Here is a 22,794-nt window from a genome sequence, read left to right as displayed (position 1 = left end):
TACAAGTTCTTTCACACCGACAACCATAAGATGACCTCCGATTTTATGAATTTAAACTTTGATAATGTTTTATAAGCTCTTCAACCGGTATGCCATTATCTTCATCCCTTTTAGTACAATCATTGATTTCGCACCTGTGCTCTTTATTCATTTTTCTTCTCCTCCTTTAACGTCCTCTTATAACTTGATGCCAAACGCCTTGGTTTTCTGTCTAGTTTTAATAAAATCGCAGTATTTCCATCGAAGCGCGTCAGCAAAAAGTCCCGCAAGCAGCCGTCAAAATAGCGGCTGCCGCGGGGCTTTTGCTCGTATTCCTATTTCGTTGACTGCAACAGCCGCTTTACGATTACGGCAGTTTGCGCTCTAGTCGCCTTACCGTGCGGATCGAAGGCGCCCGTGTCCGTTCCCTGAATGAGACCCGATTCGTAAGACAAGGCGATGGCCTGAGCGGCCCATTCGCTTATGCTCTCACGATCCACGAACCGGTGCAGTTGATCAGGCTTCGCTTCTCTCCCTTTTACCGCATGGAGGTATGTATACGCCCGCCAAATCATGACTGCCATCTGCTCCCTCGTCATCAGCGCATCGGGTTCGAATCGATCCGGCGCCACCCCGTCGATCAGTCCCGCTTCGGCCGCCGCCCCCACGTCATCATAATACCACGCTTCCTTGCGCACATCGGCAAAACGGTGATGTATTGCAGCTTCAGACGAAGCGTTCAATCCGAGCGCCCTTACGAGCAATGTGGAGAATTCTGCGCGCGTTACCGGCTGATCCGGCTTGAACGATCCGGGAGCAACCCCGTTCACGAGAAGCCGCCGTCCCATCCAATCCAAATCCTCCGCCGCCCAATGGCCCACAGTATCCGTAAAAGGATTCGCATACGCCAATGCCGCTAAAGTACCGGTAGACAAAACTTCAATCGCGGACCTGCCGTTATGGCTTGCGTTGCTCTGGCTCCATGCGTATGTCCACCGGTTACCCGTACCGTCAAGGCGGTACACGGCTTCCTGTCGTGCGGAATTTACAGGCAACTCTACGATCATCGGATAAGCGGACCCAAGCGTGAATGCGGAGACTTCCTGGCCGATTACGGCTTCAAGCCTCACATGGACCGGTTTCCCGGCCGGCTTCAAAGCATTCCCGCTCTGCCGGGCCGCTGCCTCTAGAGCCGCTTTCTCCTCCGTGTCCGACATTGCGCCGAAGCCGATTTGCAGGGAAGCTCCCGCCGGAAGCTCTACCTTCTGAAAGACGGCTGCCGGTAGTAAGACTTGCAGCATCGTTGTTCTGAAGATGATTTCCGCCTTGTGCTTGTTTAACTCGTCACGCGCGTTGGCCGGAAGCAATAGCACATATTCGTCGGCTTGCTTCTCCACCTCGACGGTCAACTGCTTTTTCCCGTCTGTGTTCGTTTCAAGAGCTTTCGCAATCGCGTCGCTTTGCAGCGTTACGCGCAGTCCCGATCCGCCGTTGCTGCCGGTGAACGACTCGACTTTAGTTAGAATAGGCTCTACCGGCCAGCCGGAAGTCGAGCCAGGGGTTGTCGTGCGATTTATTCGAATCGAGTATTCCCGAACGGCCGCGCCGTCCGGAGCGGTTACTCGCACGGCGATATTGCCGTTATCCGGAATCATGACCGCCTTCGGCTTGCTGCTTACCGCCTCGGCGCCGTCGATTATGAGTCTAGCCCTTGGATCATACACCGTTGCGGTTACGTGGAGCTGTTCTGCCGTTGGCGGTACCGCTACGGTGTACGCCAATGTAGACGGGTGGAAGGCAGGCGACAATACGCCTTCTTCTACCGTAAGCGAAGCCAATTGCGCCTCGCTCGTCGATACGGTTCTTGCGACCTGCAGCAACTTTTGCACCGAACCGTTGCCGGCGGCGTCGAATACGGCTCCGGTTCCTACTGTCAATTGCCCGGACGAGTTGGTGGCCAGCGGCTCGCTTAAGGTTAGGAGGATCGTCCTGTCTTCGCTCGCACCCAAAGCTTTCACAGCGGAAGCAATCAGATCCCCGCTGCCATTCAACGCGAATTTCGATGAATCGACCAACGCAACTTTCTCGTCAAACGTCAGCCGCACGATCATACCTTCCGCTTCGACGCTCGCGTTGACAGCCTCCGGCCCTCTCTCGTCACGCACACTGACCGGGAATGCGCCTGCATATCCTTCATTCATCCATGCGCCCGAGTAGCTCTGGAAATATCCAGCGCTCACCTTGACGCGATTGCCGTCGCCCGCAGAGAGGGCAGCCTTCGGCGTAAACCTGACGACTCGCGACAATTTCTCCCCGCCCGGGTCGGCGGGATTGTCGGTTGGCTGCACGAAAGCAAGCGCCCCTTCCACTGTACGGCCGTCAGCTCCCGTCACCGTTACCGCCCGCTCAGAAAGGGCCGAGGCCGTTGCTTTCACATACTTGCTCAACCCGATGTCCACATGGCTGCCTCCGGAATAGGTCACACCCGTAACGGTCAGCACCTTGGGAGCCTCCCATGACACCATCCCGGCATTTACCTCGGTGTGCGGCGGCGGGACATCCAACTCCGCGCTCGTCACCGTTGCATAGCCGGCCTTCTCCCAGACGACCTTCCACTTGCCCTCCGGCACGTCCCATCCGTACTTGCCTTGATCGTCGGTAGGATGCGGATTCACCTGCCCATACGGACGCGCATCCCACACCGTCCATTCCTTGCCGACCGGGTCTTGATAGAGCACCGTCGCCTTTACATCGGACAGCCGGTTCTCCGGCACTGCTTCATAGACATAACCGCTTGGATCGTATATCCAGCGCGGACGTGCGATTTTATACCGTTTGCGCTTCTTGGAATCCACGTCTTCATTTAAACATTGATTGTAGCCGGTACCGATCTGGTCGATCTGTTCGTCGACGTAGTTATCGATCTTCGCTCCGACCACCGCCGAGGTGCCGGCAGCCGCCACCGCTCCCGCTCCCGACAGCCCCATCGCCGCCGTCCATACGCCCAGCCCGAATTTGGCTACTTCCCCGCCGACAAGCGCGACCGTCGCTTTGCCCGCTTGCTTGACGGTTCTCGGCAGCTCCGCGAGGCAATCCAGTCCGCTCGCCTGAACCTTGTACGTGATTTTGTTGATCTTACCGGCAAATCCTGTCATGCCGTCGTACTGGCTTTTGATCGAATTAAACGTACCGAACTCCGATCCGCCTGGACCAAACTGCACGTACGACTCTGTTACCACAGCCGCAAAGGCCGGATCGGCGTCAAGAGCGGTTACCTCGCGCGACGATTGCGAACCTTTCAACTCCGTAGGAACGCCTTGCGGAAAAAGTACGCTCATCGGCATATAACCTTTCGAGACGGACTTGAACCCGTCCTCGGTTTCTGTCAGCCCGAAGGAGCTGTTGTACATCGGTACCCCTGAACGTTCGACCTGACCGATCTCCTCGGCCGTCGCCGAATACCTGACATTCGGTTCCAGTGCAAGGGTAACGGTTACCGTCATGTTGTCCAGTTGCGGGAACGTCATTTTTACAGTTCCCGAATAGGTTCCGTTTTTCAGTTCGAACGGAGAAACCACCTCAACCTTAAAGTCGCGCATCGTCAGAGGCAGCGAGGCTCGGACCTCATCCATGGCTGGGAACTTGCCGCTCAGTTCGATAGGCTCCGGCTTCGTATCGTAGTCGACATAAATATCGCCGAGCGCTCCTTTATTCGTTGGCGTCAACGCGCGGAAAATGCCTCCGTCCCTTACCGCCTTGACCGGTTCGCCGGCCTGACCGTCCAAGTAAATGTACACGTTGTCGACCTTGTCCGGCTTATCGAACTTCAGCTCGAACTGGAAGGGGTTCCCCGGTACGACGGTGTATGGCGGATTAGAAATGCCCTGACGGATGTCCATTGTTACCCATTTGCCCTCCGGAGCTTGGGCCATGGCCATTTCCAGCAGCCGCGGCTTCTTCGTGTCGTAGCTGACATAAGAGACCGGGGACTGCAGCTTCACCCCGTTCGATTCCGTCTCGGCACGAATCGCATGCGTTCCCGGATCGCCAAGATCGGGGAGTTCCACCCGCAGCGTCCAAAATCCGGTGCTTGATGCCGCTGCACTACCCAGCAGCTCATTGCCGTCGTATACTTTAACCGCGCTTTGCTTCGGAGCGATCCCGCTAAGTTCCAAGGTCGGACCGAACACACGGTCTGGCGCTTCCAACGTCACTAGCGGCGCATCCAGCAGCACGCTGCCAATCGTTTCCTCTACCTGCACTCCGCCAATCATGGCGTGGATGCGTGCGGAAGATTTCACTTCGCTCTTGTTGAATGCCGGGTCGGCCTTAATCTGGAAGCCGATCGTCCCGGACTGCTTCTTCGCAATCGTCCCGATCGGAATGATCAGCGTCCGACCGTCGAGTACCGCCTCGCCTGCTGCCGGGAGCCCGGTGACGACTATGCGGCCCGCTGCATCTTTAACCGGCGCCGTCCCTTCCGGAATGTCGACGAGCAGTTTGGCGTCGTTCGCGTCCGACTCGCCCCCGTTCTTATAGCCGGCTCTGAACGATACCGTTGCTCCCGGTGCAATGCGGCTGTTCATCGCATCATAATAATTGCCGTTATAAGGGGAGAACACTTTTTTGCCGCTGAAGGAAACCGTACCGATCGGCAAAATTTGCTTGTCAGCTACTGTAAACTGAACCGTCGCATACTCGTACCGGACGGGGCTGCCTTCAAGCCGTCGGGTCAGCTCCATAACATAGGAGCCGGCCTCCGGCACATTTATGCTGAATGCTCCGTCCGGCGTAAAATCGTTTTCACCGATATAAGCGGACGACGACGATCTATAGCCTTTGTCCATCAGCTTGTATAGCGCGCCCGATACCGTCCCCCGGCTCACCTCGGACAGCTTCCCTTGGATTCGGGCACCCTTCTCTTCCAAATACAGCTTGGCAGTCGCGTTCGCATTCGAATCGAGCGTTACTTCCGTGCAGGAGGTCATGTAAGCGGGAATCGTGCCTGTCACGCACACGGAAACCGGATCGCCCGGCGCTCCTTGGAAATGATACGCATTGTGAAAATATCCGGACATCCAGCCCGTTTTCGATTGTACCCGCGTATAGAATCCCATTTGCTCCATATTGACAGGCTCGCCAAAGTCGGTATCCTCGAGATATTTAAGCCGTACCTCCAGATTGACGACTCCCCTGTTCGGCTGATAGACGGGAATGTCCATCTCCGTAGTTTGGCCTTCCGTCACCTGTGCCGCGATGCCGCCATTCGTACTGTACTCGTAAGATGACTCGTATACTTCGATCATGGCCTCGCCCTTCAGCAGCGACATCCGGTACGCGCCTTCCAGATTGGTCCGCGCTTTGCGGACGACCTGCTGGCCCCGGTAGGTTTGGACCGACGTGACGAGCGCATTGGGGACGACTTGCCCGTTCTGCGACTTGACGTAGCCTTGCAGAATGCCTTCGCCCGGCGCCTTCAGCCTGATGACCTCTTCGTTCGGTCCGGGCTTCAGCTCTATCTTTTGACTCGGAACCGGCTCCATCAGCATCTCGCCGATGTCGAACTTGGCAACGACCGTTTCCCCGGCCTTCATGTTATCAAGCCACCCGCTCCAGCCATCAGCGCCGATGTAGAAGGAATCGATGAATTCCTGCTTCAGGTCGAACAGCTCCAGCCGAACGCCGTATGCCGGCATTCCCGTCGGATTGAGCAGTTGGAATCTGATCTTTGCCGGCTGCTCGATCTGCATGCTTACAACTTTGCGTTTCCCTGCCACTGCCTGCACCTGTCCCAGCGTCCCCCATGTATGGCGGAAATCCGGTGATCGAAGAACCAACGAATAGTCCTCGCCCGGATACATGCCGCTTATCGTAAAGGAGCCCGATCCGGTCAAGACCGAAACTTGTTCCCCGTATTGACTATTCAGCATGGACAGCACGCTGCCCGCCAGATTGACGCCGTCCGCGTTTTGAAACGCGAGCTCGACAATCCCCGCTGCTTGAATCGGAAATCCTTGTGCCGGCTTCTCCTGCACCGTACCCGGCTTAGCCGGATCCGTCAGCAACACATTCAGGGAGACGATTTGGCTGACGCCCTCCGCCAGTCTCCACTGGGCGTCGTAAGTGCCGGGAGATGCGGCGCGTTCCGCTAGCGTCAGCGGCGTCTTGCGCGTCTCCTGCGAGACATCGTCCTTCCATACGGCGTATTCCAGTTCGGCCGTAACGCGCTTCCCCGGTTCGCCGTAAGCGGTCACGCTCAGCTTGCTACCGGGAATAGCCATCCCGTTCCGCATATCGTCGATATCCCACGTCAGGCGCAGGTCACCGGCCGGATTCTCGCCCCCGCCCTTTCCCAGTTTATAGGTCGGACCGCCGTAGCTCTCCAGATACGCCGTATTGACCGCTTCGATCTGAAAAACAGGCTCCGCTCCAGGCAGAAGTCCTGCTGCGATATACGTGTTGCCGCCGCTGCTTCCGAACGGAACGTAGCCGATATTCCTGCCATCCTGGTAAACGTGGTAACCGAGGATGCCGGTCGCATCCGTTGCATCCGTCCATACGAGCCGCACGCTATCAGCCGTCCGATTCGCCGCTTCCAGCTTTCCGCCTGCCGGCCATACGGGTGCCGCTCCCTGCGCCGCGATAAAGATGCCCGGAAGCTGAAGATCCTCCGCCATGCCTCCAAAATTTTCGATATATTCCGAACTGTAGACGACCAGCTTTCCTCCGTCTCCGACAACCGGGGACAAGCTCGGATTCACGAGCCGGTAAGGCGACATTCCTGCCGTTACCCGATAAGCCGTTTGCGCCGCAACATCCGCGACGTATGCTTCCTCCGGAATATCATTCTCTTTATCGTTGCCGGGGTCGTTGTCCGTATCAGACACCCATGCATAATCCAAATGGAATCCAACGTAATGACCGTCATCACTAATCGATGGATGGAGGCTATCGCGATTGAAAGGGAGCCCTCCCGGGCCCCTCGAGACAAGAGCGGTAGCGGCGGTCGTCCGGTTATAGACGAAGATGTCTTTCTTCCCGTTCAAGTCTCCGGCAACCAAGTTATCCGCATCCGATTCATACGCGATCACCTGACCGTCGGCGCTAATCGACGGAAGGACGCTTTCACCGTTCGCCTCCGCCCCGCTCATTCCGACACTCACCCGCTCGAACGGCGCACCGCTGCTCTTTTGACGGTCGTATACGTAAATGTCGCGCTGCCCTCCATCGTCATCCGCAAGACTCGCATACGTGTGAAAGGCGACATAACGGCCGTCGGCGCTGATCGAAGGCGCTTCGCTGTCGCCGTAATCGTCCTCTTCCATACCGGCCCGCGCACTGATCCGCGCAAGCGATCCATTCTCCCGGTTATAGACGAATACATCGCGATAATCGTTGGTATCTTCCGGCACCAGTCCTTTCGCATTCGAATCAAATGCGACATATTGACCCTCCGCACTGATCGACACGCGGTCGCTGTCATCCGAATCCGCTGTTCCGGTTATGCTCGTTATCGCTTTCAACTCGCGGGACACCCGGTCGAACAAATACACTCGCGTCGTCCGGTCGATAAGACCGGACGCATACGAGAAGGCCACATATCGCGCATCGCTGCTCATATCGTAATGAAGCATATCGTCCGTTTGTGCGGCATCCGGAAATTTGATGGTGTCCGTGGCGCCGGTCACACGGTCGTATACGGCAATGACCGGGTACACCTGAACCGGGTTCAGCGTAACGTCCATCCGTTTATACGCCACATATCGACCGTCGCCGCTGAGATTCAGCTCCTGCTGATCCGGTTGATAAATCGCAGGAACGAGATTTCGATCCAGCTTCGTCAAATGGTTCCATGACAACGGCACCCCCGGCGTTCCAACCGCCTGGCCGGAAGGATTACCTGACTTAACGCCATATACGGCGTTCATCACCGCATTCGCCACCAGCTTGCCGAATACGTCCCGCTCCTCCGTCTTTGCGGCCGATACGACCCCAAGCTCCGGCAATAGTAACGTAATTGCCGACAGTACCGCAATTGCTTGTTTCCATACTTTCCTGCCAAAACGGTTCATCGATTCGCAGCTCCCTATCCAGATACAGTATGCATCCATTATTTGATACATTTAGTATCATTATATAGAAGACAGGCTGCTGGACATAGTGACTTTAGTCCCGTCCATGCTTATTGCTTTTTACTTTTGCCAAGGACTTTAGAAGTCATTTGATTGGGGCTCTCTTCCAGAAGGGGCGCGTCTTTACAGGTGCAACTTGTTCCATTAAGATGGAGCAAACAAAGGGAGGGATTCGAATGGACAGCAACCAAATTTACTTGGACAGCGTCAGGAAGCAATTTCTGTACTACAAAACGCTTGGGGAGAAAGCGATGGACCAAGTGGAGGAACAGCAATTATTCGTGTCTCTGAATGACGATTCCAACAGCATCGTAACGATCGTCAAGCATTTGTGGGGCAATATGCTCTAGGTGGACCGATTTCCTGACATCCGACGGAGAGAAATCATGGCGCGATCGGGACGCCGAATTCGAAAACGACATTTCCAATAAAGAAGAGCTGCTGAAAAAATGGAATGAAGGCTGGACCTGCTTCTTCCAAGCGCTCGATTCCATCCGCCCCGATCAATTAACGCAAATCATTTATATCCGCAATGAAGGCCATACCGTCATGGAGGCGATCAACCGGCAGCTGGCCCATTACCCGTATCACATCGGGCAAATGATTTATGCCGCCAAATTACTGAAGAAAACCGATTGGGAGAGCCTGTCCATCCCGAAAAACAAGTCCAAATCCTACAACACGGATAAATTTTCGAAGGACAAAGCCGTCAGAAACTTTACGGATGAAGAATTGAAGAGGCTTCAATGACAAGCCGGTAGTAAATGGGATTACGTCAAATAGATACGACCTGCCGATAATTAGGCAGGTCGTCTTGCTTGATGTCATTTATCCCACAATCTTCACAGCGTTCTCTTTAATCTGCGTGACCACTTCGACGAGTTGCCTTTGCTTGAAACCGTCGAACAGCTTGATAAAGCTCTGCGGCTTGTCGAAGGGCGGATTTGTCAGTTCGGATACATTCTCAATGTAACCGTTCTGTGCAATGTAATCGATGGGACAAAGACGATCTGTCCCTGCGTAAGCGACTGGTCGCTGATGAATGCGGAAAATGCCGCCATTGCCGCGTCATACTCCAACTTCGCAACCTTGCGCACCAACAACCCGAAAGGAGTATCTTTGAACTCCCGCTGATAGTCTTCCACCGTACCCAATTCTCCCGTGAATATCCGTTCCAGACTTTCGTAATCGGAAGCGGTAAGCGGAATATTGTTGCGCAGCTTATGAATCGCCAGATGATCCCGATGGTTCTCGATATAGCGGTTGACCTTCAACTTGTAATCCTCAAAGTCATAGGCCTGATAGATCGCTTGACCTTCCTTTACCCCCACGACCTCATCCTTCAGATTCGTATACACGGGGCTCGTTCCAACTTCGTCTACGATCAATTTGATCAGATGCCTGCCAGCGAATATACGTTCGCACTATAAAAATTTCCATCACGAACCGATGAGGATTATCCTTAAAACGACTAATGGCTCCGCCCTATAACAAAGGGCGAAGCCATTAGATTTAATTGTTTGCTATAATCCTTGATAGCTTTAATACCCTATTACCGTGGGTAGCTGATAATTAAACATCTAGACAACGTCGTCGTGTCCGCCTTCCCAACCCTCACTCCACCGTAACCGACTTCGCCAAATTCCGCGGCTTGTCGACATCATTCCCGCGAGCGAGCGAGGCGTAGTACGCCAGCAGCTGTAGCGGAATGACCGACAGTGCCGGGGCGAGCAAAGAAACGGTACGCGGAATTTCGAAGACGAGATCGACCGACTTGGCAATCTCATGATTGCCTTCAAGGGCGATCGCGAACACTTCGGCTCCCCGTGCCTTTACTTCCTTGATATTGCTCACGGTTTTCTCGAGCAGGTGCTCCTGGGTCGCCAGCGCGATAACCGGAATGCCGTCCTCGATCAGCGCGAGCGTGCCGTGCTTCAATTCTCCGGCTGCATAAGCTTCGGAATGGATGTACGATATTTCTTTCAGCTTGAGCGATCCTTCCTGAGCCACCGCGTAATCCGATCCGCGTCCGATAAAGAACAAATCGTCGTGCTCGGCGATTTGTTCGGCATACTGCTTGATGTCTTCCGCGTGGGTTAAGATTTGCTCGACCTGCTCCGGCAGCTTCTGCAGCGCTTGGATCGTCTCGCGGATATACGCCGCATCTTGCGTACCGAGCGTCTGGGCAAGGTGAAGCCCTAGCAAGTAGAAGGAAATCAATTGCGACGTGTATGCCTTCGTCGAAGCTACCGCGATCTCCGGGCCTGCCCAAGTGACGATGACATCGTCCGCCTCGCGGGCAACGGAGCTGCCCACTACGTTCGTTATGGCGATGACGCGTGCACCGCATCTTCTCGCCTCCCGAAGAGCGGCCAGCGTGTCGGCCGTTTCCCCGGATTGGCTGACGACGATTACGAGCGTGTTCGGAGTGATGATCGGAGCCCGGTAGCGGTATTCCGAAGCTACGTCCGTTTCCACCGGAATGCGCGCCAGCTGCTCGATGACCGACTTTCCGACGAGCCCCGCGTGATAGGCTGTTCCGCAAGCGACAATATGAATGTTATGAATGTCCCAAATCTGCTGCGGCGTCAGCTTCACTTCGCCCAGGACAACCCGCTCCCCGGAAGCCTCGATCCGGCTGCCCATCGTATCCCGGTAAGCTTTCGGCTGTTCATATATTTCTTTCAGCATAAAGTGATCGAATCCGGCTTTTTCCGCCGTCATCAAATCCCAATCGACATAAAACGTTTCCCGGGAAATAAAATTCCCCTCGATCGTACGCAAATCGACACCGTTCTGTGTCAAAACGGCCATTTCGCCGTCGTTCAAAATGTATACGTTGCGCGTATACTCAAGAATCGCCGGAATGTCCGATCCGATAAAGTTCTCCCCGTCCCCGACTCCGATAATAAGCGGGCTCGCAAGCCGGACGGCAACGAGCTTCTCCGGCTCATATTCGGTCAACACGCCGAGCGCGAACGCTCCGGTCATCTTTTTGACCGCTTGCTGTACCGCCTTTACGATATCTCCCTCGTACAGATCGGCGATCAGATGGGAAATGACTTCGGTATCCGTCTCCGAGACGAACCGGTGTCCTTTGGCCGTCAATTCTTCTTTCAATGTCATATAGTTCTCGATGATCCCGTTATGCACGACCGAGAACTTCATCGAATTGTCCGTATGCGGATGGGAATTCACGTCCGACGGTTTCCCGTGCGTCGCCCACCGGGTATGTCCGATTCCGATCGTGCCGTCGAGCGGCTCCTGCTCCAGCTTGGATTCCAATACGGCGAGTCGTCCCTGCGCCTTCTTCACGGCCAGGCCGCTGCTCGTAAATACGGCCAAACCGGCCGAATCGTATCCTCGATACTCCAGCTTCTTCAATCCGTCCAACAAAATCCGCTGCGAATTCCGCTTTCCCACATAACCTACAATCCCGCACATAGTTCATAACCTCCGATAATTTGGATGAATTTGAACTTGTGCGCTCTCGTACGAAAACTGAAGCTGCGCATGGCAAAACAAACGTACGATCGTACGATTTTTTCGTGTGCTATTCCGTTTTCAAAGAACGCAGCAAGTTCACCGTGTATATACTCAAGTGACCGGATTGAACAGAACCCTCTTCGTTTCCGTGTCGAAAGGGAATGCCGCTCCGAGTTCGTCTATATTCATACCTTTGCATCCCGCGGAAATCTTGTCAGCCCGGTTGCCCGAACCTTTTGCCTTTCCGCTTTCGGCCAGATGCATTTGCCGAGAGGTCCCCGCCGATTGTTCCGAACACCTCTACCTCGTCCGCTCGCTGTTGATCCGGCACGCCCTTATCCGATCCGGCGGCCGCAAGCAAGCGCAGGCGCTTCGCTTACGTAACCTCTGTCCACCTTTCCATTCCAAAGTGATAGTACCATCATATTCAAAAATGGCGTTCAGTGCAACTTGCAAATATCATGAAAGGATGCCGCAAAACGGCAAAAATCCCCCGGAAGCTCATCCGGAGGACTTGTTTTTGATACATTTCGTATCTAGGCTTTACTCTTACACCAGCTGCAGCTTCACTACATCGACAATTTCCGCGACATACGCTTCAACTGTAGACTTATCCGGCCCTTCGGCCATAACTCGCACGAGCGACTCCGTACCGGACGGACGAACGAGCACGCGCCCATTCCCGGCAAAACGCTGCTCCACATCCCGGATGACGTTCTCGATCACGGTGTTGCCCTTCAGCTTGCTTTTGTCCGCTACCCGTACGTTAACGAGCACCTGCGGATATTTCTGCATCAAGCCTTTCAGCTCGCTAAGCTTCCTGCCGGACTCCACGACCGTCCGGACAAGCTGCAGTGCGCTCAAAATGCCGTCTCCGGTCGTATTGTAATCGAGGAAAATAACGTGGCCGGATTGCTCTCCGCCAAGATTGTAGCCGCCCTTGCGCATTTCCTCCATCACGTACCGGTCGCCTACCGCCGTCTGCAGAGCGTTGATGCCGAGCTTCTCCGCACCTTTAAAGAAACCGAGGTTGGCCATGACCGTCGTTACGATCGTATCCTGCTTCAGCGTTCCTTCCCGTTTCATGGCGTCGCCGCAAATGCTCAATATATAATCGCCGTCTACCTCGGCACCCGTATCGTCAATGGCAATGAGCCGGTCTGCATCTCCGTCGAACGAAAGCCCCAAATCCGCGCCCAGGCGCACGACTTCTTCCTTCAGCTTCTCCGGATGCGTCGATCCGCAATGATCGTTGATATTGCGGCCGTTCGGCTCCGCCCCGATCACGTGGACTTCGGCCCCAAGCTCGCGGAACACCTTGGGAGCCAGCTCGTATGCAGCCCCATGCGCGCAGTCGAGCACGATTCGGAGCCCTTGGAAGGAACGGTTGACTGTAGTTTTCAAAAATTCGGCATAACGGAATTTGGCCTCCGCATCGTCACGGACCGTCCCCAAATCTCCTCCTACCGGGCGCGGCAGCTCATCGACCGGAGCATCGAGCAGACGCTCGATTTCCAGCTCCGTCTCGTCGAACAGCTTGAACCCGTCGCTGCCGAAAAACTTGATCCCGTTGTCCTCCACCGGATTGTGCGAAGCGGAAATCATCACTCCCGCATCGGCCCCGGACGTCCGTGTCAAATAAGCGACTCCCGGCGTCGAGATGACGCCCAGGCGGACGACATCGGCTCCGATCGACAACAGCCCGGCTACGAGCGCCGCCTCCAGCATAGGACCGGATAGGCGCGTGTCGCGTCCGATCAGAACGACCGGCTTCTCCGCATGCTGGGTCAGCACGTACCCCCCGCACCGTCCGATTTTATAGGCAAGCTCCGGAGTCAACTCCTTGTTAGCTACTCCGCGAACTCCGTCAGTACCGAAATATTTCCCCATTCTGTATCTTCTCTCCTTTGAATGTTCCCATCGTGCGAATCCTGTTTCGTTTACGGCCGCCTATTCCCTTGAGCTTGAACATTCGCATTCTCAAGCGTCTTCGGAGTGATTTCCACTATAGCCTTCGTTTCCGTATCTACTTTTTTGACGAATTGGGGCAAATTCACGTTTACATTGACCGTATGCTCCCCTGGCGGCAAATTGCTGACGTCCATAATCGCTTGAACGTCCTGCGGCTTCAGCTTCTGCAGCGTAGCCGGCGCTCCCTCTACGGTTACGTTCATCGTGCCGTTCTCGGGCGACTTGATCTTGGTGTCGAAATTATTGTTCTGACCGATTATCGTGATCGGGATCTGCGTAAACGTCCTTCTATCCGACGGTACGACTTGCACCTTCACTTCGACCTTAGGCGGGTCGACGGACGTGATCCTCGTCTTGAGCGGAATATCGAGCGTATACACTTGATCCGCCTTCAGTCCCGTCAAATCGATCTGCGGTCCCTCGTAGAAATCGAGCGTGTTCAGCAGCTCCTGCGGCCCGTATACGGTAATTTGATCGACGGAAGGCTGGAACAGCGATACGCTGTATCCGGCTGCCGGCTCCCCGACTACTTTCAACTGAAGCGGCATTTTTTTGAACGGCTGCGTAATCGGCACCTCTACATCGACGACGGTAGGGTTAATGGAAACCGCCAGCTCTTTGCCATTCTTATCGAGCGCCACCAGCTTCACCTGCTTCGTAATGGCAGCCTGGGCGTTATCGATATTGACATCGGCCTTTACCGTAATCGCTTCGTCCATAAGCCCGCTCGGTACCGTGAGCAGCGCTTTATTCGGCTTCGCTACCGGCTGACCGGCCTTGAAGCCGTTGGCGGGGTTGCCGATCAGGTTGACCTGCACGGGCACTTCCTTCGTCTGCTTCTCCTCGAGCACTACTTTGGCATAGGGCGGGAATATCGACACCTTAACCCCGCTCGGAAAATCTTTGGCGATGAGCGAGAGCGTATTCTCCCCGATCTTCGCGCCGGTCAAGTCGAGTACGATCTGATAATGGTCGGTCCTTATTTTTTTCAAAGCCGATTCTTTGCCTTCCATCCGGATCATGACCTCGGTCGGGTCCATGGAGGCGATATGGAACTTGTTCACATCGTAAACCGGCGTAACCTTCACGTTGTAGATCGTTTGCTCCTGCTTGGTGGAGAAGCCGCTTCCCATCGTCGAGGTTTCGTCCAGATGGACGACCGCCCATAACAATATGCCCAGCATCAATGCGATAACCTTGACCACATTCGGGTTGCTCAGCCACTTATCCATTGTTCGGCTCTCCTCCTTTCCGCTTCCAGAAAGGGGTCTTTTCCTTCGCATTCGCCTTCGGGCGCAGTTCCTCGAACAGCTTCGAGACGAGCGATTCTTCCTTGATATCGCGGACGATCTGGCCGTTGATCGCAAGCGAAACTTGTCCCGTTTCTTCCGAGACGACGACGCAGATCGCATCGCACACTTCGCTCAAGCCGATTGCCGCCCGATGCCGGGTGCCGAGCTCCTTGCTGATGAACGGATTCTCGGACAACGGCAAGTAGCAGCCGGCCGCCATGATCTGGTGTTTGCGAATAATGACGGCTCCGTCGTGCAGAGGGGTGTTCGGGATGAAGATGTTGATCAGCAGCTCCGACGTGATGTGAGCCTCGAGCGGAATGCCCGATTCTAAGTAGTCGTTCAACCCGGTTTCCCGCTCGAACACGATGAGCGCGCCGATTTTGCGTTTGGACAAATGATTGACCGACTTCAAAATATGCGAAATGCGGTTCGTTACGTCCTGCTCTTCATCGGATGAAGAGCCCCGGAACAGCTTCCCCCGCCCCAACTGCTCGAGCGCCCGGCGAAGCTCCGGCTGGAAAATGATAATGACCGCAAGCACCCCGAACGTGAACATCTGGTTCATCATCCACTGCAGCGTATTCAGATTGAACCATATGCTGAGCGCCCAGGCCAGAACGACGACGACGATGCCCTTCAACAATTGGATGGCACGGGTTCCGCGTACGAGCAGAATCAGTTGATAAATGACATAGCTGACGATCAGAATATCGATAATATCTTTAATTCGGATTTCGGTCAAAAGTTCCATGCCTGTTCCCCCATTGCCCATCGGAGCCTTCTCTGTCTGTTCTACAATCATACCATATTTCCCGAAAAAAACCTCGCTTTGCCTAAATGTTGATGGGCGGATTCTTTCTACGAATTCCGACAAAATCTTCGATGTGCAACGTACCGTCCAAACGCCTCGATACTTCGTTTCACAAAAAAAAGACCGCATGCGAGCAGCGAACCTTAGTCCGCTCAAGCACCCGGATTTTATTTGACGAACATCGATACAAATTGGTTCAGCTTAAACCAAATCCACTCGACCGCCTGGTTCACGCTCGTAATGTCTCCGGATATTTGCGCGGTCGAAGCGAGCGCATAGTTGCCGTCGATCACGACCAGGTTGCCGTTGATTTTGCCGCTTACTTCGATTTGTCCGTTCTCCACGATCAGATTGCCCTGCACCGTGTGGCCTTCGGGCACTACAACCGTATTTCCTTTAATGACGACCTGTTCGAGATCGGAACCGTGCACGACTAGCTGCGTGTCTTCATTCCACATCGTCAGGAAGCTGCCCAGCATGACCATGAAGAAAATCGCCGCTACCGATGCCGCGGGATGACGGCGGGGCCACTTCATCCAGGCCGATCGCTTGGCAGGTGCCGGAAGGCTTTGCATAATAGCCGCGGTCGTCATGTGGCTGGGCGCAGTAACCGGCTTTAAGGAAGAGACGAGAGCTCCCGCCTTCTCCAGCTTCGAATAATGCTCCTGGCAGCTCGGGCATCCGATCAGATGCTTCTTCAGCTGTGCCGCCTCCGGTCCCGTCAAGTCTCCGTCCAAATAATCGTGCATTAAAAGGATGGCTTCTTTGCAGTTCATCATTCGTGCCACTCCTTTCCTTGCTTTCCTTCGCATAGTATATCGTAATGTACAATACGTGCAAGCTCGGGAAACGTTTCAACTTTTCCGGCTTACAGGATAGATTCTTTCTCCAGCCGTTCGCGCAAATATTCCCGTCCGCGGTGAACCCGCGTCTTGACGGTAGTGACCGGCATATCGAGCACTTCGCTAATTTCCTGCAGCGACATATCATGCAAATATCTTAAAATAACGGCGGATTTATACTTCTCCGGCAGCGAATCGATCGCCTTCCGCACTTGCTCCTGCGTCTCGGACAAGAGCAATTCCCCTTCCGGGGTTCGTTCGTTGCTTGCCAGCATCGAGTACCAGTCGCTTCCTTCGCTGTCATTCACTTCGGCGTCCAAGGAATAGGATGCTTTCCGCTTGCGGAGGCGATCGATACACAGGTTCGTGCCGATACGATAAATCCATGTGGAAAATTTTTGCGCATCGTCATACCGGTTCAAATTCGTATAGACGCGCAGAAATGTTTCCTGCACCACATCCTCCGCTTCCTGCACATTGTGCAGCATCCGGTAAGCGAGGTGGTATATTTTATCCTTATACAAGTCGACCAGCTCGCTGAACGCACGACGGTCGCCGTTACGGGCCAGCTTGGCCAGCCTCGTTTCCACAAAATTCACCGACATTCCTCCCATCCCGGCATCGTATCCTCGTCATCCGCCCCCACCCGGCCGTACAGATGCGGACGTACGGATTTCCGACACGACGATACCGAGAAGTATCAACACCATTCCCGCCCACTGCGAAGGCAGCACGCGCTCACCCAGTATGAACAACGCCCCCGTCAACGCCACCGGAAGCTCCATGGAAGCGAGCATGGCGGAAAGAGAGCTCCCGATTGCCGGAATCCCTATATTGAAGAAGAGAGTCGGCAGCACCGATCCGAGGAGCCCGAGCAGGATTCCCCATCCGAGCAGCGTCCCGGCATTCGCGGAAAAAATCGTATGCGGCGGGTACACGATATATAGCACTGGCAGCGCTGCAGTAAGCATGATCGCAGACTTCATGCTAGCATGCAGCGTTGTCTTTACTTTCCCTGCCGCAAACAAAAATAAACTATATGTACAAGCGGACATTAGCCCCAAGAGCACTCCGAGCGGCTGTACCGCCCTCATAGCGCCCGACGACAAGTTGACCGCAAGCAAAGTACCCGCCAATACGAACACGACCGCAATGACTTGATTCCGCGACGGCTTCGTTCGTGTGTAGAGACATTCCATCACAATCGTAATCCATGTGAATTGAAACAGAAGCACGATCGACAAAGAAGCGTCCAACCTGGATAACGTATTGTTGTAGAAAAAAGTAGTAAGCGCGAGTCCGAATATCCCGATCAGCGCCATGCGGATCCAAGGCTGACGAAACGGATTCGCCCACGCCTTCCGGTTGACCAGCACCATGAACCATAATATCGCGGTTCCCATCGTGATTTGGCTCGCACTGACCTGCACATCATTGAAGCCCCGGTCGTACGCCATCTTGATAAACGGAGACAGCATGCCGTAGCTGGTCGCACCGAGCAGTACCAGCATGACGGCGAGCCAACGGGAAGCCTTCGCTTTCAAAATTTGTTCACTCTCCCGTATGGATAGCCTTCTCTTAAGATTACATTTTTTTACGAAAAAAGTCGAGAACCGTTCTCCACTGGAATCGGCTCCCGACTTTATGTGATTCATCGTATGAACTGGCGAGAAGATCAGCCCGTATTGCGCAAACCGGCCGCTATGCCATTGATCGTGAGCAGCACTTCCCTCAGCAGGTTCGCACCGTTTTCGGAATCTCCATCGAGCGATCTGAGCTCGCTGAGAAGCTGCACTTGCAAATAGCTCAGCGGATCGACATACGGATTGCGAAGCTTGATCGACTCTTGGATGACCGACTGGTTATCCAAGATTTCTTTCTGGCCCGTAATTTGCAAGATGAGCTGTGATGTCAATTCATATTCTTTGCGGATTTGTTCGAAAATACGCTTGCCTGCTTCGGTATTTTTCGCCATTTGCGAATATTCTTGAGCGATCAGCATGTCCGCTTTACCAAGCGCCATCTGCAAGTTGTCTATCGTAGAGCTGAAGAATGACCAAGATTCGTACATTTCTTTCAGCTTCTGCAACTTATCCGGGTTTCCTTGGTAATAAGTCTGAAGACCGGACCCTGCAGCGTACCAGGCGGGAAGCAAGTACCGACTTTGCGTCCAGGCGAACACCCACGGAATGGCGCGCAAGTCTTCGAAACGGTCGCTGCCTTTACGTTTGGACGGACGGGAGCCGATATTCAGCTCGCCGATTTCCGGCAGCGGTGTCGATTCCTTGAAGAACCGGTAAAAATCCGGGTCGCGGAAAATGAGATCCTGGTATTTCGTCTGCGATTGCTCCGATATCGACTTCATGATCGCTTCGTACTCATGCTCGTCGGCCGTATCGAGCGGCTTCTTCGCCAAATAAGCGCTTGTGATCAAAGCGGAAGTGGCTTGCTCCAAGCTGCGGTAAGCGATCCCCTTAAGCGCGTAACGGGAGGAGAGCACCTCGCCCTGTTCCGTAATCTTGATCCCGCCGCCGATCGTCTCGGGAGGCTGGGCCAGAATGCTCCGGTTGAGCGGCATGCCGCCGCGTCCGAGCGCACCGCCGCGACCGTGGAAAAACTTCAGCTTCACTTGATGGCTCTTGGCCACTTTCGTAATGTCTTTCAGCGCTACGCGCAGTTCCCAGTTCGCCGTAAGGACGCCGCCGTCCTTATTGCTGTCCGAGTAGCCGAGCATGATTTCCTGAATATTGTTGAAATCCGGTATGCTGTCGCGGTAAGCCGGAATATTGAACACGGTGTCCATAATGCCGGGAGCGGCATGCAAATCTTCGATCGTCTCGAAAAGCGGCGCAGGCTGAAGCGTGCAGCGAACCGTTCCGTCCGACTCGCGTCGGTACAGGCCGACTTCTTTTCCAAGTACCATCACTTCCAGCAGGTCGCTGGCGCCTTGCGTCATACTGATCAAATATGTCGTGATACACTTCTGCCCGAACTCGGCTTGTGCCGCCTTAATGGCTTTGTACACGCTGATGACTTCCATCGTCGATTCCGAGTATTCCAAGTAAGGGGACATCAACGGACGCGGATCGTTAAGCAAACGGCTGAGCAAGGCGATCTTCTCTTCCTCGGAAAGAATCGAGTAGTTGCCCGCAATGTTCATTCTCGCCAATATTTCGTTCATAGCCGCTTCATGCTCTTTGCTGTGCTGTCGAACGTCCAACCCGGCCAAGTGGAATCCGAACAGCTCTACTTGACGGATCAGCTTACGGATATAAATATTTGCGGTGTAATCGGCATAATGGTTGCGAAGGCTTCTGTCGATCAATTGGAGATCGTCAAGCAGTTCTTCGGGAGCCGAATACTTCGCCTTCGTGTTTTTGAAGCCGTGGTTCTGGGTGTTGGCGATTTTCTCGACCATATACGTCAGCTTGATCCGGTATGGCTCGTTATCGTTGCGCCAGACGTCCTCGGATTTAAGCCGGATATTTTGCTTGTCCAATTCGATGGAGGCAAGCAGCTCCGGCGTTACCTTCACAATGTTCGTACTGAAGCTCAAATGGTTCATCAGTTGGACAAGCTGTTGTTCATATTTTTGGAGTGCCAACTGGCGGTGCAGCGTGAGCGTCTCCCACGTAATTTGCGCCGTAACCGAAGGGTTGCCGTCCCGATCGCCGCCGATCCAAGATCCGAAACGCAAAAAGGTCGGAATAGCCCAGTCCGAGTCCGGATAATATTTATTCAGACAGCGTTCCAGCTCCTGATATACTTCCGGAAGCACGTCGAATAACGTCTCGTCGAAATAATACAAGCCGTTGCGTACTTCGTCCAATACGGTCGGTTTCCGGTCGCGCAGCTCATCGGTTTGCCAAAGCGTAAGTACCTCGCTTACAAGCTTCTCGCGCAGCTGCTCCCTCTCCCGGTTCGTCAAGGACGGATTATCCAATTTCATTACGTCTTCCGCGATACGCTGATGGATTTCCAGAACTACGCGTCTCGTCGCTTCCGTCGGATGCGCCGTCATGACGAGCTCCAGCGAGATGTGCTGCAGCATATCCTGCAGTTCGTCGGCAGGCACGTCTTGTTTACTCAATTCAGAAATCGTGTTCTCGATCGAACCCGGCTGGATTTTCTCGCCGGACGATCGGTCATAGTCCCGTTTGCGGCGAATACGATGATTCTGTTCGGCAATGTTGACCAACTGGAAATAAATCGCAAAAGCCCGGACGACGTTATGCCGATCTTCCGGACTGAGCGAGCGGATTACATTTTTGAAATCCTGCAGCAGAGCCGGGTCCGAAGAAGCCCGCAATGTCTTGCTCATCTCGCGAATTTGCTCCTCCAAATTAAGCAGTTCCTGTCCGCCTTGATGAATGAGCACTTCCCCAAGAATGTTTCCTAGAAATCGAACGTCACGGCGCAGCAGCTGATTGCTGGAATTGCCTTGCGTCGCATCTATTGTTGCTTCAGTCATAGTAACTCCCTCCATATCCTTAACACATTCGACAAATTTTACGGCATTCCTGCTTTAACGCGATAAATAATCCAATTCAAGCTCATATATACACAAAAAAGACCTTATCGGCCTCTTCTTCCACGAAAGCGATTACCGAATGCCTTCATTCATAATGGCCTAGGGCAAAGTATGTCCTTTCTATCTTAGTAGGAACCCCGCCATAATTCAAGTGCAAAAATGTCCAGTCCTTACATCCTGTCCCAGATGATCTATACCGCATGGCGAATATCGGTTTGCGTATCAACAAAAAAGACGGAAACCGATATTCGGCTTTCCGTCTCTTCTTTGAAGCGGGTGATGGGAATCGAACCCACGCTACCAGCTTGGAAGGCTGGAGTTCTACCATTGAACTACACCCGCAAATCGGGACGACACGATTTGAACATGCGACCCCCTGGTCCCAAACCAGGTGCTCTACCAAGCTGAGCTACGTCCCGACAATGTGAAATTTGAAAAATGGCGTGCCCTGAGAGATTCGAACTCCCGACCTTTTGATTCGTAGTCAAACGCTCTATCCGGCTGAGCTAAGGGCACAACTTATATTGGAGCGGACGACGAGATTCGAACTCGCGACCCTCGCCTTGGCAAGGCGATGCTCTACCACTGAGCCACGTCCGCATTTGAAGATGATGCGCGTGGAGGGACTTGAACCCCCACGCCGAAGGCGCCAGATCCTAAGTCTGGTGCGTCTGCCAATTCCGCCACACGCGCTTCAGGGAATGTGAGCCATGTAGGACTCGAACCTACGACACCCTGATTAAAAGTCAGGTGCTCTACCAACTGAGCTAATGGCTCATGCTTAAAGAAAAAACTGGGGATCTAGGATTCGAACCTAGGCATGACGGAGTCAAAGTCCGTTGCCTTACCGCTTGGCTAATCCCCAATAATTCGTTCATGGTGCCGCCGAGAGGACTTGAACCCCCAACCTACTGATTACAAGTCAGTTGCTCTACCAGTTGAGCTACAGCGGCACATAGTTATGGATATGGTGGACGCTGACGGGATCGAACCGCCGACCCTCTGCTTGTAAGGCAGATGCTCTCCCGGCTGAGCTAAGCGTCCGCATCAATATGGTTTCCCATAAGAAGCAAACTATGTATGTCAGTGATCAAATGCTGCTTATGGAAAAAATGACCCGTAGGGGATTCGAACCCCTGTTACCTCCGTGAAAGGGAGGTGTCTTAACCCCTTGACCAACGGGCCGCGAGTATCCGCAGCTTTGCGGAGAAGCTTCCAACCGGGATCGAACCGGTGACCTCATCCTTACCATGGATGCACTCTACCTACTGAGCTATGGAAGCATGGCTCCCCGAACAGGACTCGAACCTGTGACAACTCGGTTAACAGCCGAGTGCTCTACCAACTGAGCTATCAGGGAATGGTCGATCGCTTGGCAACGTCCTACTCTCCCAGGACCCTGCGGTCCAAGTACCATCGGCGCTGGAGGGCTTAACGGTCGTGTTCGGGATGGGAACGCGTGGGTCACCTCCGCCATCATCACCAAACGATTGTGCTCAAGGTTTATTCCTTGAAAACTGAATGCGAAACGAATCGAGTTGAAGCTGGAATCGAGTGCCCCGGGGGTTTACCGGGACCAAGTTATTGCTTCCGAAGTAGCTTTCCTCCGGAAAGCTTTTAGGATAAGCCCTCGACCGATTAGTATTCGTCAGCTGCACGCGTTGCCGCGCTTCCACCCCGAACCTATCAACCTGGTCGTCTACCAGGGGTCTTACGAATTGGGAAATCTCATCTTGAGGGGGGCTTC

At 54.0% G+C, this 22,794-nt stretch carries 10 protein-coding genes, 12 tRNA genes, 2 rRNA genes and 1 pseudogene; 1 reads left to right on the top strand and 24 read right to left on the bottom strand.

Annotated features, from left to right (window positions below; translation table 11 throughout):
* Positions 1-314: 314 nt before the first annotated feature.
* Positions 315-8,051 (bottom strand): S-layer homology domain-containing protein, encoded by a 7,737-nt coding sequence (locus FE783_RS24515; RefSeq protein WP_138882020.1) that lies wholly within the window; start codon positions 8,049-8,051, stop codon positions 315-317.
* A 236-nt stretch (positions 8,052-8,287) separates the two neighbouring features.
* On the opposite strand from FE783_RS24515, the pseudogene FE783_RS24510 reads away from it, so the two are divergent.
* Positions 8,288-8,861, top strand: a pseudogene (locus tag FE783_RS24510) (DUF1572 family protein).
* Between the two features lie 197 nt (positions 8,862-9,058).
* Here the strand turns inward: FE783_RS24510 and FE783_RS24505 are convergent.
* From FE783_RS24505 to FE783_RS24395, 23 genes are all read right to left on the bottom strand, one after another.
* Complete coding sequence (locus tag FE783_RS24505; protein ID WP_238403243.1) at positions 9,059-9,499, bottom strand: type I restriction-modification enzyme R subunit C-terminal domain-containing protein; 441 nt, start codon at positions 9,497-9,499, stop codon at positions 9,059-9,061.
* A 226-nt stretch (positions 9,500-9,725) separates the two neighbouring features.
* Entirely contained in the window at positions 9,726-11,555 is a 1,830-nt protein-coding gene (glmS, locus tag FE783_RS24500) for a glutamine--fructose-6-phosphate transaminase (isomerizing) (RefSeq protein WP_138882019.1), read from the bottom strand.
* A 591-nt stretch (positions 11,556-12,146) separates the two neighbouring features.
* Complete coding sequence (gene glmM, locus FE783_RS24495) at positions 12,147-13,487, bottom strand: phosphoglucosamine mutase (protein ID WP_138882018.1); 1,341 nt, start codon at positions 13,485-13,487, stop codon at positions 12,147-12,149.
* A 50-nt stretch (positions 13,488-13,537) separates the two neighbouring features.
* Positions 13,538-14,800, bottom strand: a complete 1,263-nt coding sequence (locus FE783_RS24490; protein ID WP_138882017.1) for a CdaR family protein — start codon at positions 14,798-14,800, stop codon at positions 13,538-13,540.
* The gene (cdaA, locus tag FE783_RS24485; protein WP_138882016.1) at positions 14,793-15,614 is read right to left on the bottom strand and encodes a diadenylate cyclase CdaA; all 822 of its coding nucleotides are present in this window, start codon (positions 15,612-15,614) and stop codon (positions 14,793-14,795) included. The genes FE783_RS24490 and cdaA overlap by 8 nt, the downstream gene beginning before the upstream one ends.
* A gap of 227 nt (positions 15,615-15,841) precedes the next feature.
* Positions 15,842-16,453 (bottom strand): zf-HC2 domain-containing protein, encoded by a 612-nt coding sequence (locus FE783_RS24480; protein ID WP_338015898.1) that lies wholly within the window; start codon positions 16,451-16,453, stop codon positions 15,842-15,844.
* An 89-nt stretch (positions 16,454-16,542) separates the two neighbouring features.
* The gene (sigW, locus tag FE783_RS24475) at positions 16,543-17,115 is read right to left on the bottom strand and encodes an RNA polymerase sigma factor SigW (RefSeq protein ID WP_138882015.1); all 573 of its coding nucleotides are present in this window, start codon (positions 17,113-17,115) and stop codon (positions 16,543-16,545) included.
* Between the two features lie 33 nt (positions 17,116-17,148).
* Complete coding sequence (locus FE783_RS24470) at positions 17,149-18,060, bottom strand: DMT family transporter (protein WP_238403242.1); 912 nt, start codon at positions 18,058-18,060, stop codon at positions 17,149-17,151.
* A 131-nt stretch (positions 18,061-18,191) separates the two neighbouring features.
* Positions 18,192-20,987 carry a phosphoenolpyruvate carboxylase gene (gene ppc / locus FE783_RS24465; RefSeq protein WP_138882014.1) on the bottom strand — a complete coding sequence of 932 codons (2,796 nt, stop codon included), beginning with the start codon at positions 20,985-20,987 and terminating at the stop codon, positions 18,192-18,194.
* Positions 20,988-21,318: 331 nt separating this feature from the next.
* Positions 21,319-21,389 (bottom strand) — tRNA-Gly (locus tag FE783_RS24460).
* A 3-nt stretch (positions 21,390-21,392) separates the two neighbouring features.
* A tRNA-Pro gene (locus tag FE783_RS24455) sits at positions 21,393-21,466 on the bottom strand.
* A gap of 20 nt (positions 21,467-21,486) precedes the next feature.
* A tRNA-Arg gene (locus FE783_RS24450) sits at positions 21,487-21,563 on the bottom strand.
* Between the two features lie 9 nt (positions 21,564-21,572).
* A tRNA-Gly gene (locus FE783_RS24445) sits at positions 21,573-21,647 on the bottom strand.
* A 12-nt stretch (positions 21,648-21,659) separates the two neighbouring features.
* A tRNA-Leu gene (locus FE783_RS24440) sits at positions 21,660-21,740 on the bottom strand.
* A gap of 11 nt (positions 21,741-21,751) precedes the next feature.
* Positions 21,752-21,824: transfer RNA gene (locus FE783_RS24435), tRNA-Lys, on the bottom strand.
* A gap of 16 nt (positions 21,825-21,840) precedes the next feature.
* A tRNA-Gln gene (locus FE783_RS24430) sits at positions 21,841-21,912 on the bottom strand.
* Positions 21,913-21,924: 12 nt separating this feature from the next.
* Positions 21,925-22,000: transfer RNA gene (locus FE783_RS24425), tRNA-Thr, on the bottom strand.
* Between the two features lie 15 nt (positions 22,001-22,015).
* Positions 22,016-22,091 (bottom strand) — tRNA-Val (locus FE783_RS24420).
* Between the two features lie 69 nt (positions 22,092-22,160).
* Positions 22,161-22,232: transfer RNA gene (locus FE783_RS24415), tRNA-Glu, on the bottom strand.
* A gap of 25 nt (positions 22,233-22,257) precedes the next feature.
* Positions 22,258-22,330: transfer RNA gene (locus FE783_RS24410), tRNA-Thr, on the bottom strand.
* A gap of 1 nt (position 22,331) precedes the next feature.
* Positions 22,332-22,407: transfer RNA gene (locus FE783_RS24405), tRNA-Asn, on the bottom strand.
* Positions 22,408-22,417: 10 nt separating this feature from the next.
* Positions 22,418-22,534 (bottom strand): 5S ribosomal RNA (gene rrf / locus FE783_RS24400).
* Between the two features lie 131 nt (positions 22,535-22,665).
* Positions 22,666-22,794: ribosomal RNA gene (locus FE783_RS24395) — 23S ribosomal RNA — on the bottom strand; the annotation flags it as partial.

Source organism: Paenibacillus mesophilus (genome assembly GCF_005938385.1).
Taxonomy (GTDB): Bacteria; Bacillota; Bacilli; order Paenibacillales; family NBRC-103111; genus Paenibacillus_AB; species Paenibacillus_AB mesophilus.
Note: the sequence above shows the minus strand (reverse complement) of the source record. Positions and strands in the feature narration are given on the sequence as shown.

Coding starts and splice junctions, on each gene's coding strand:
- FE783_RS24515 (WP_138882020.1), bottom strand. CDS start 8,051: ATGAACCGTTTTGGCAGGAAAGTATGGAAACAAGCAATTGCGGTACTG.
- ppc (WP_138882014.1), bottom strand. CDS start 20,987: ATGACTGAAGCAACAATAGATGCGACGCAAGGCAATTCCAGCAATCAG.
- glmM (WP_138882018.1), bottom strand. CDS start 13,487: ATGGGGAAATATTTCGGTACTGACGGAGTTCGCGGAGTAGCTAACAAG.
- FE783_RS24490 (WP_138882017.1), bottom strand. CDS start 14,800: ATGGATAAGTGGCTGAGCAACCCGAATGTGGTCAAGGTTATCGCATTG.
- cdaA (WP_138882016.1), bottom strand. CDS start 15,614: ATGGAACTTTTGACCGAAATCCGAATTAAAGATATTATCGATATTCTG.
- glmS (WP_138882019.1), bottom strand. CDS start 11,555: ATGTGCGGGATTGTAGGTTATGTGGGAAAGCGGAATTCGCAGCGGATT.
- FE783_RS24480 (WP_338015898.1), bottom strand. CDS start 16,453: ATGATGAACTGCAAAGAAGCCATCCTTTTAATGCACGATTATTTGGAC.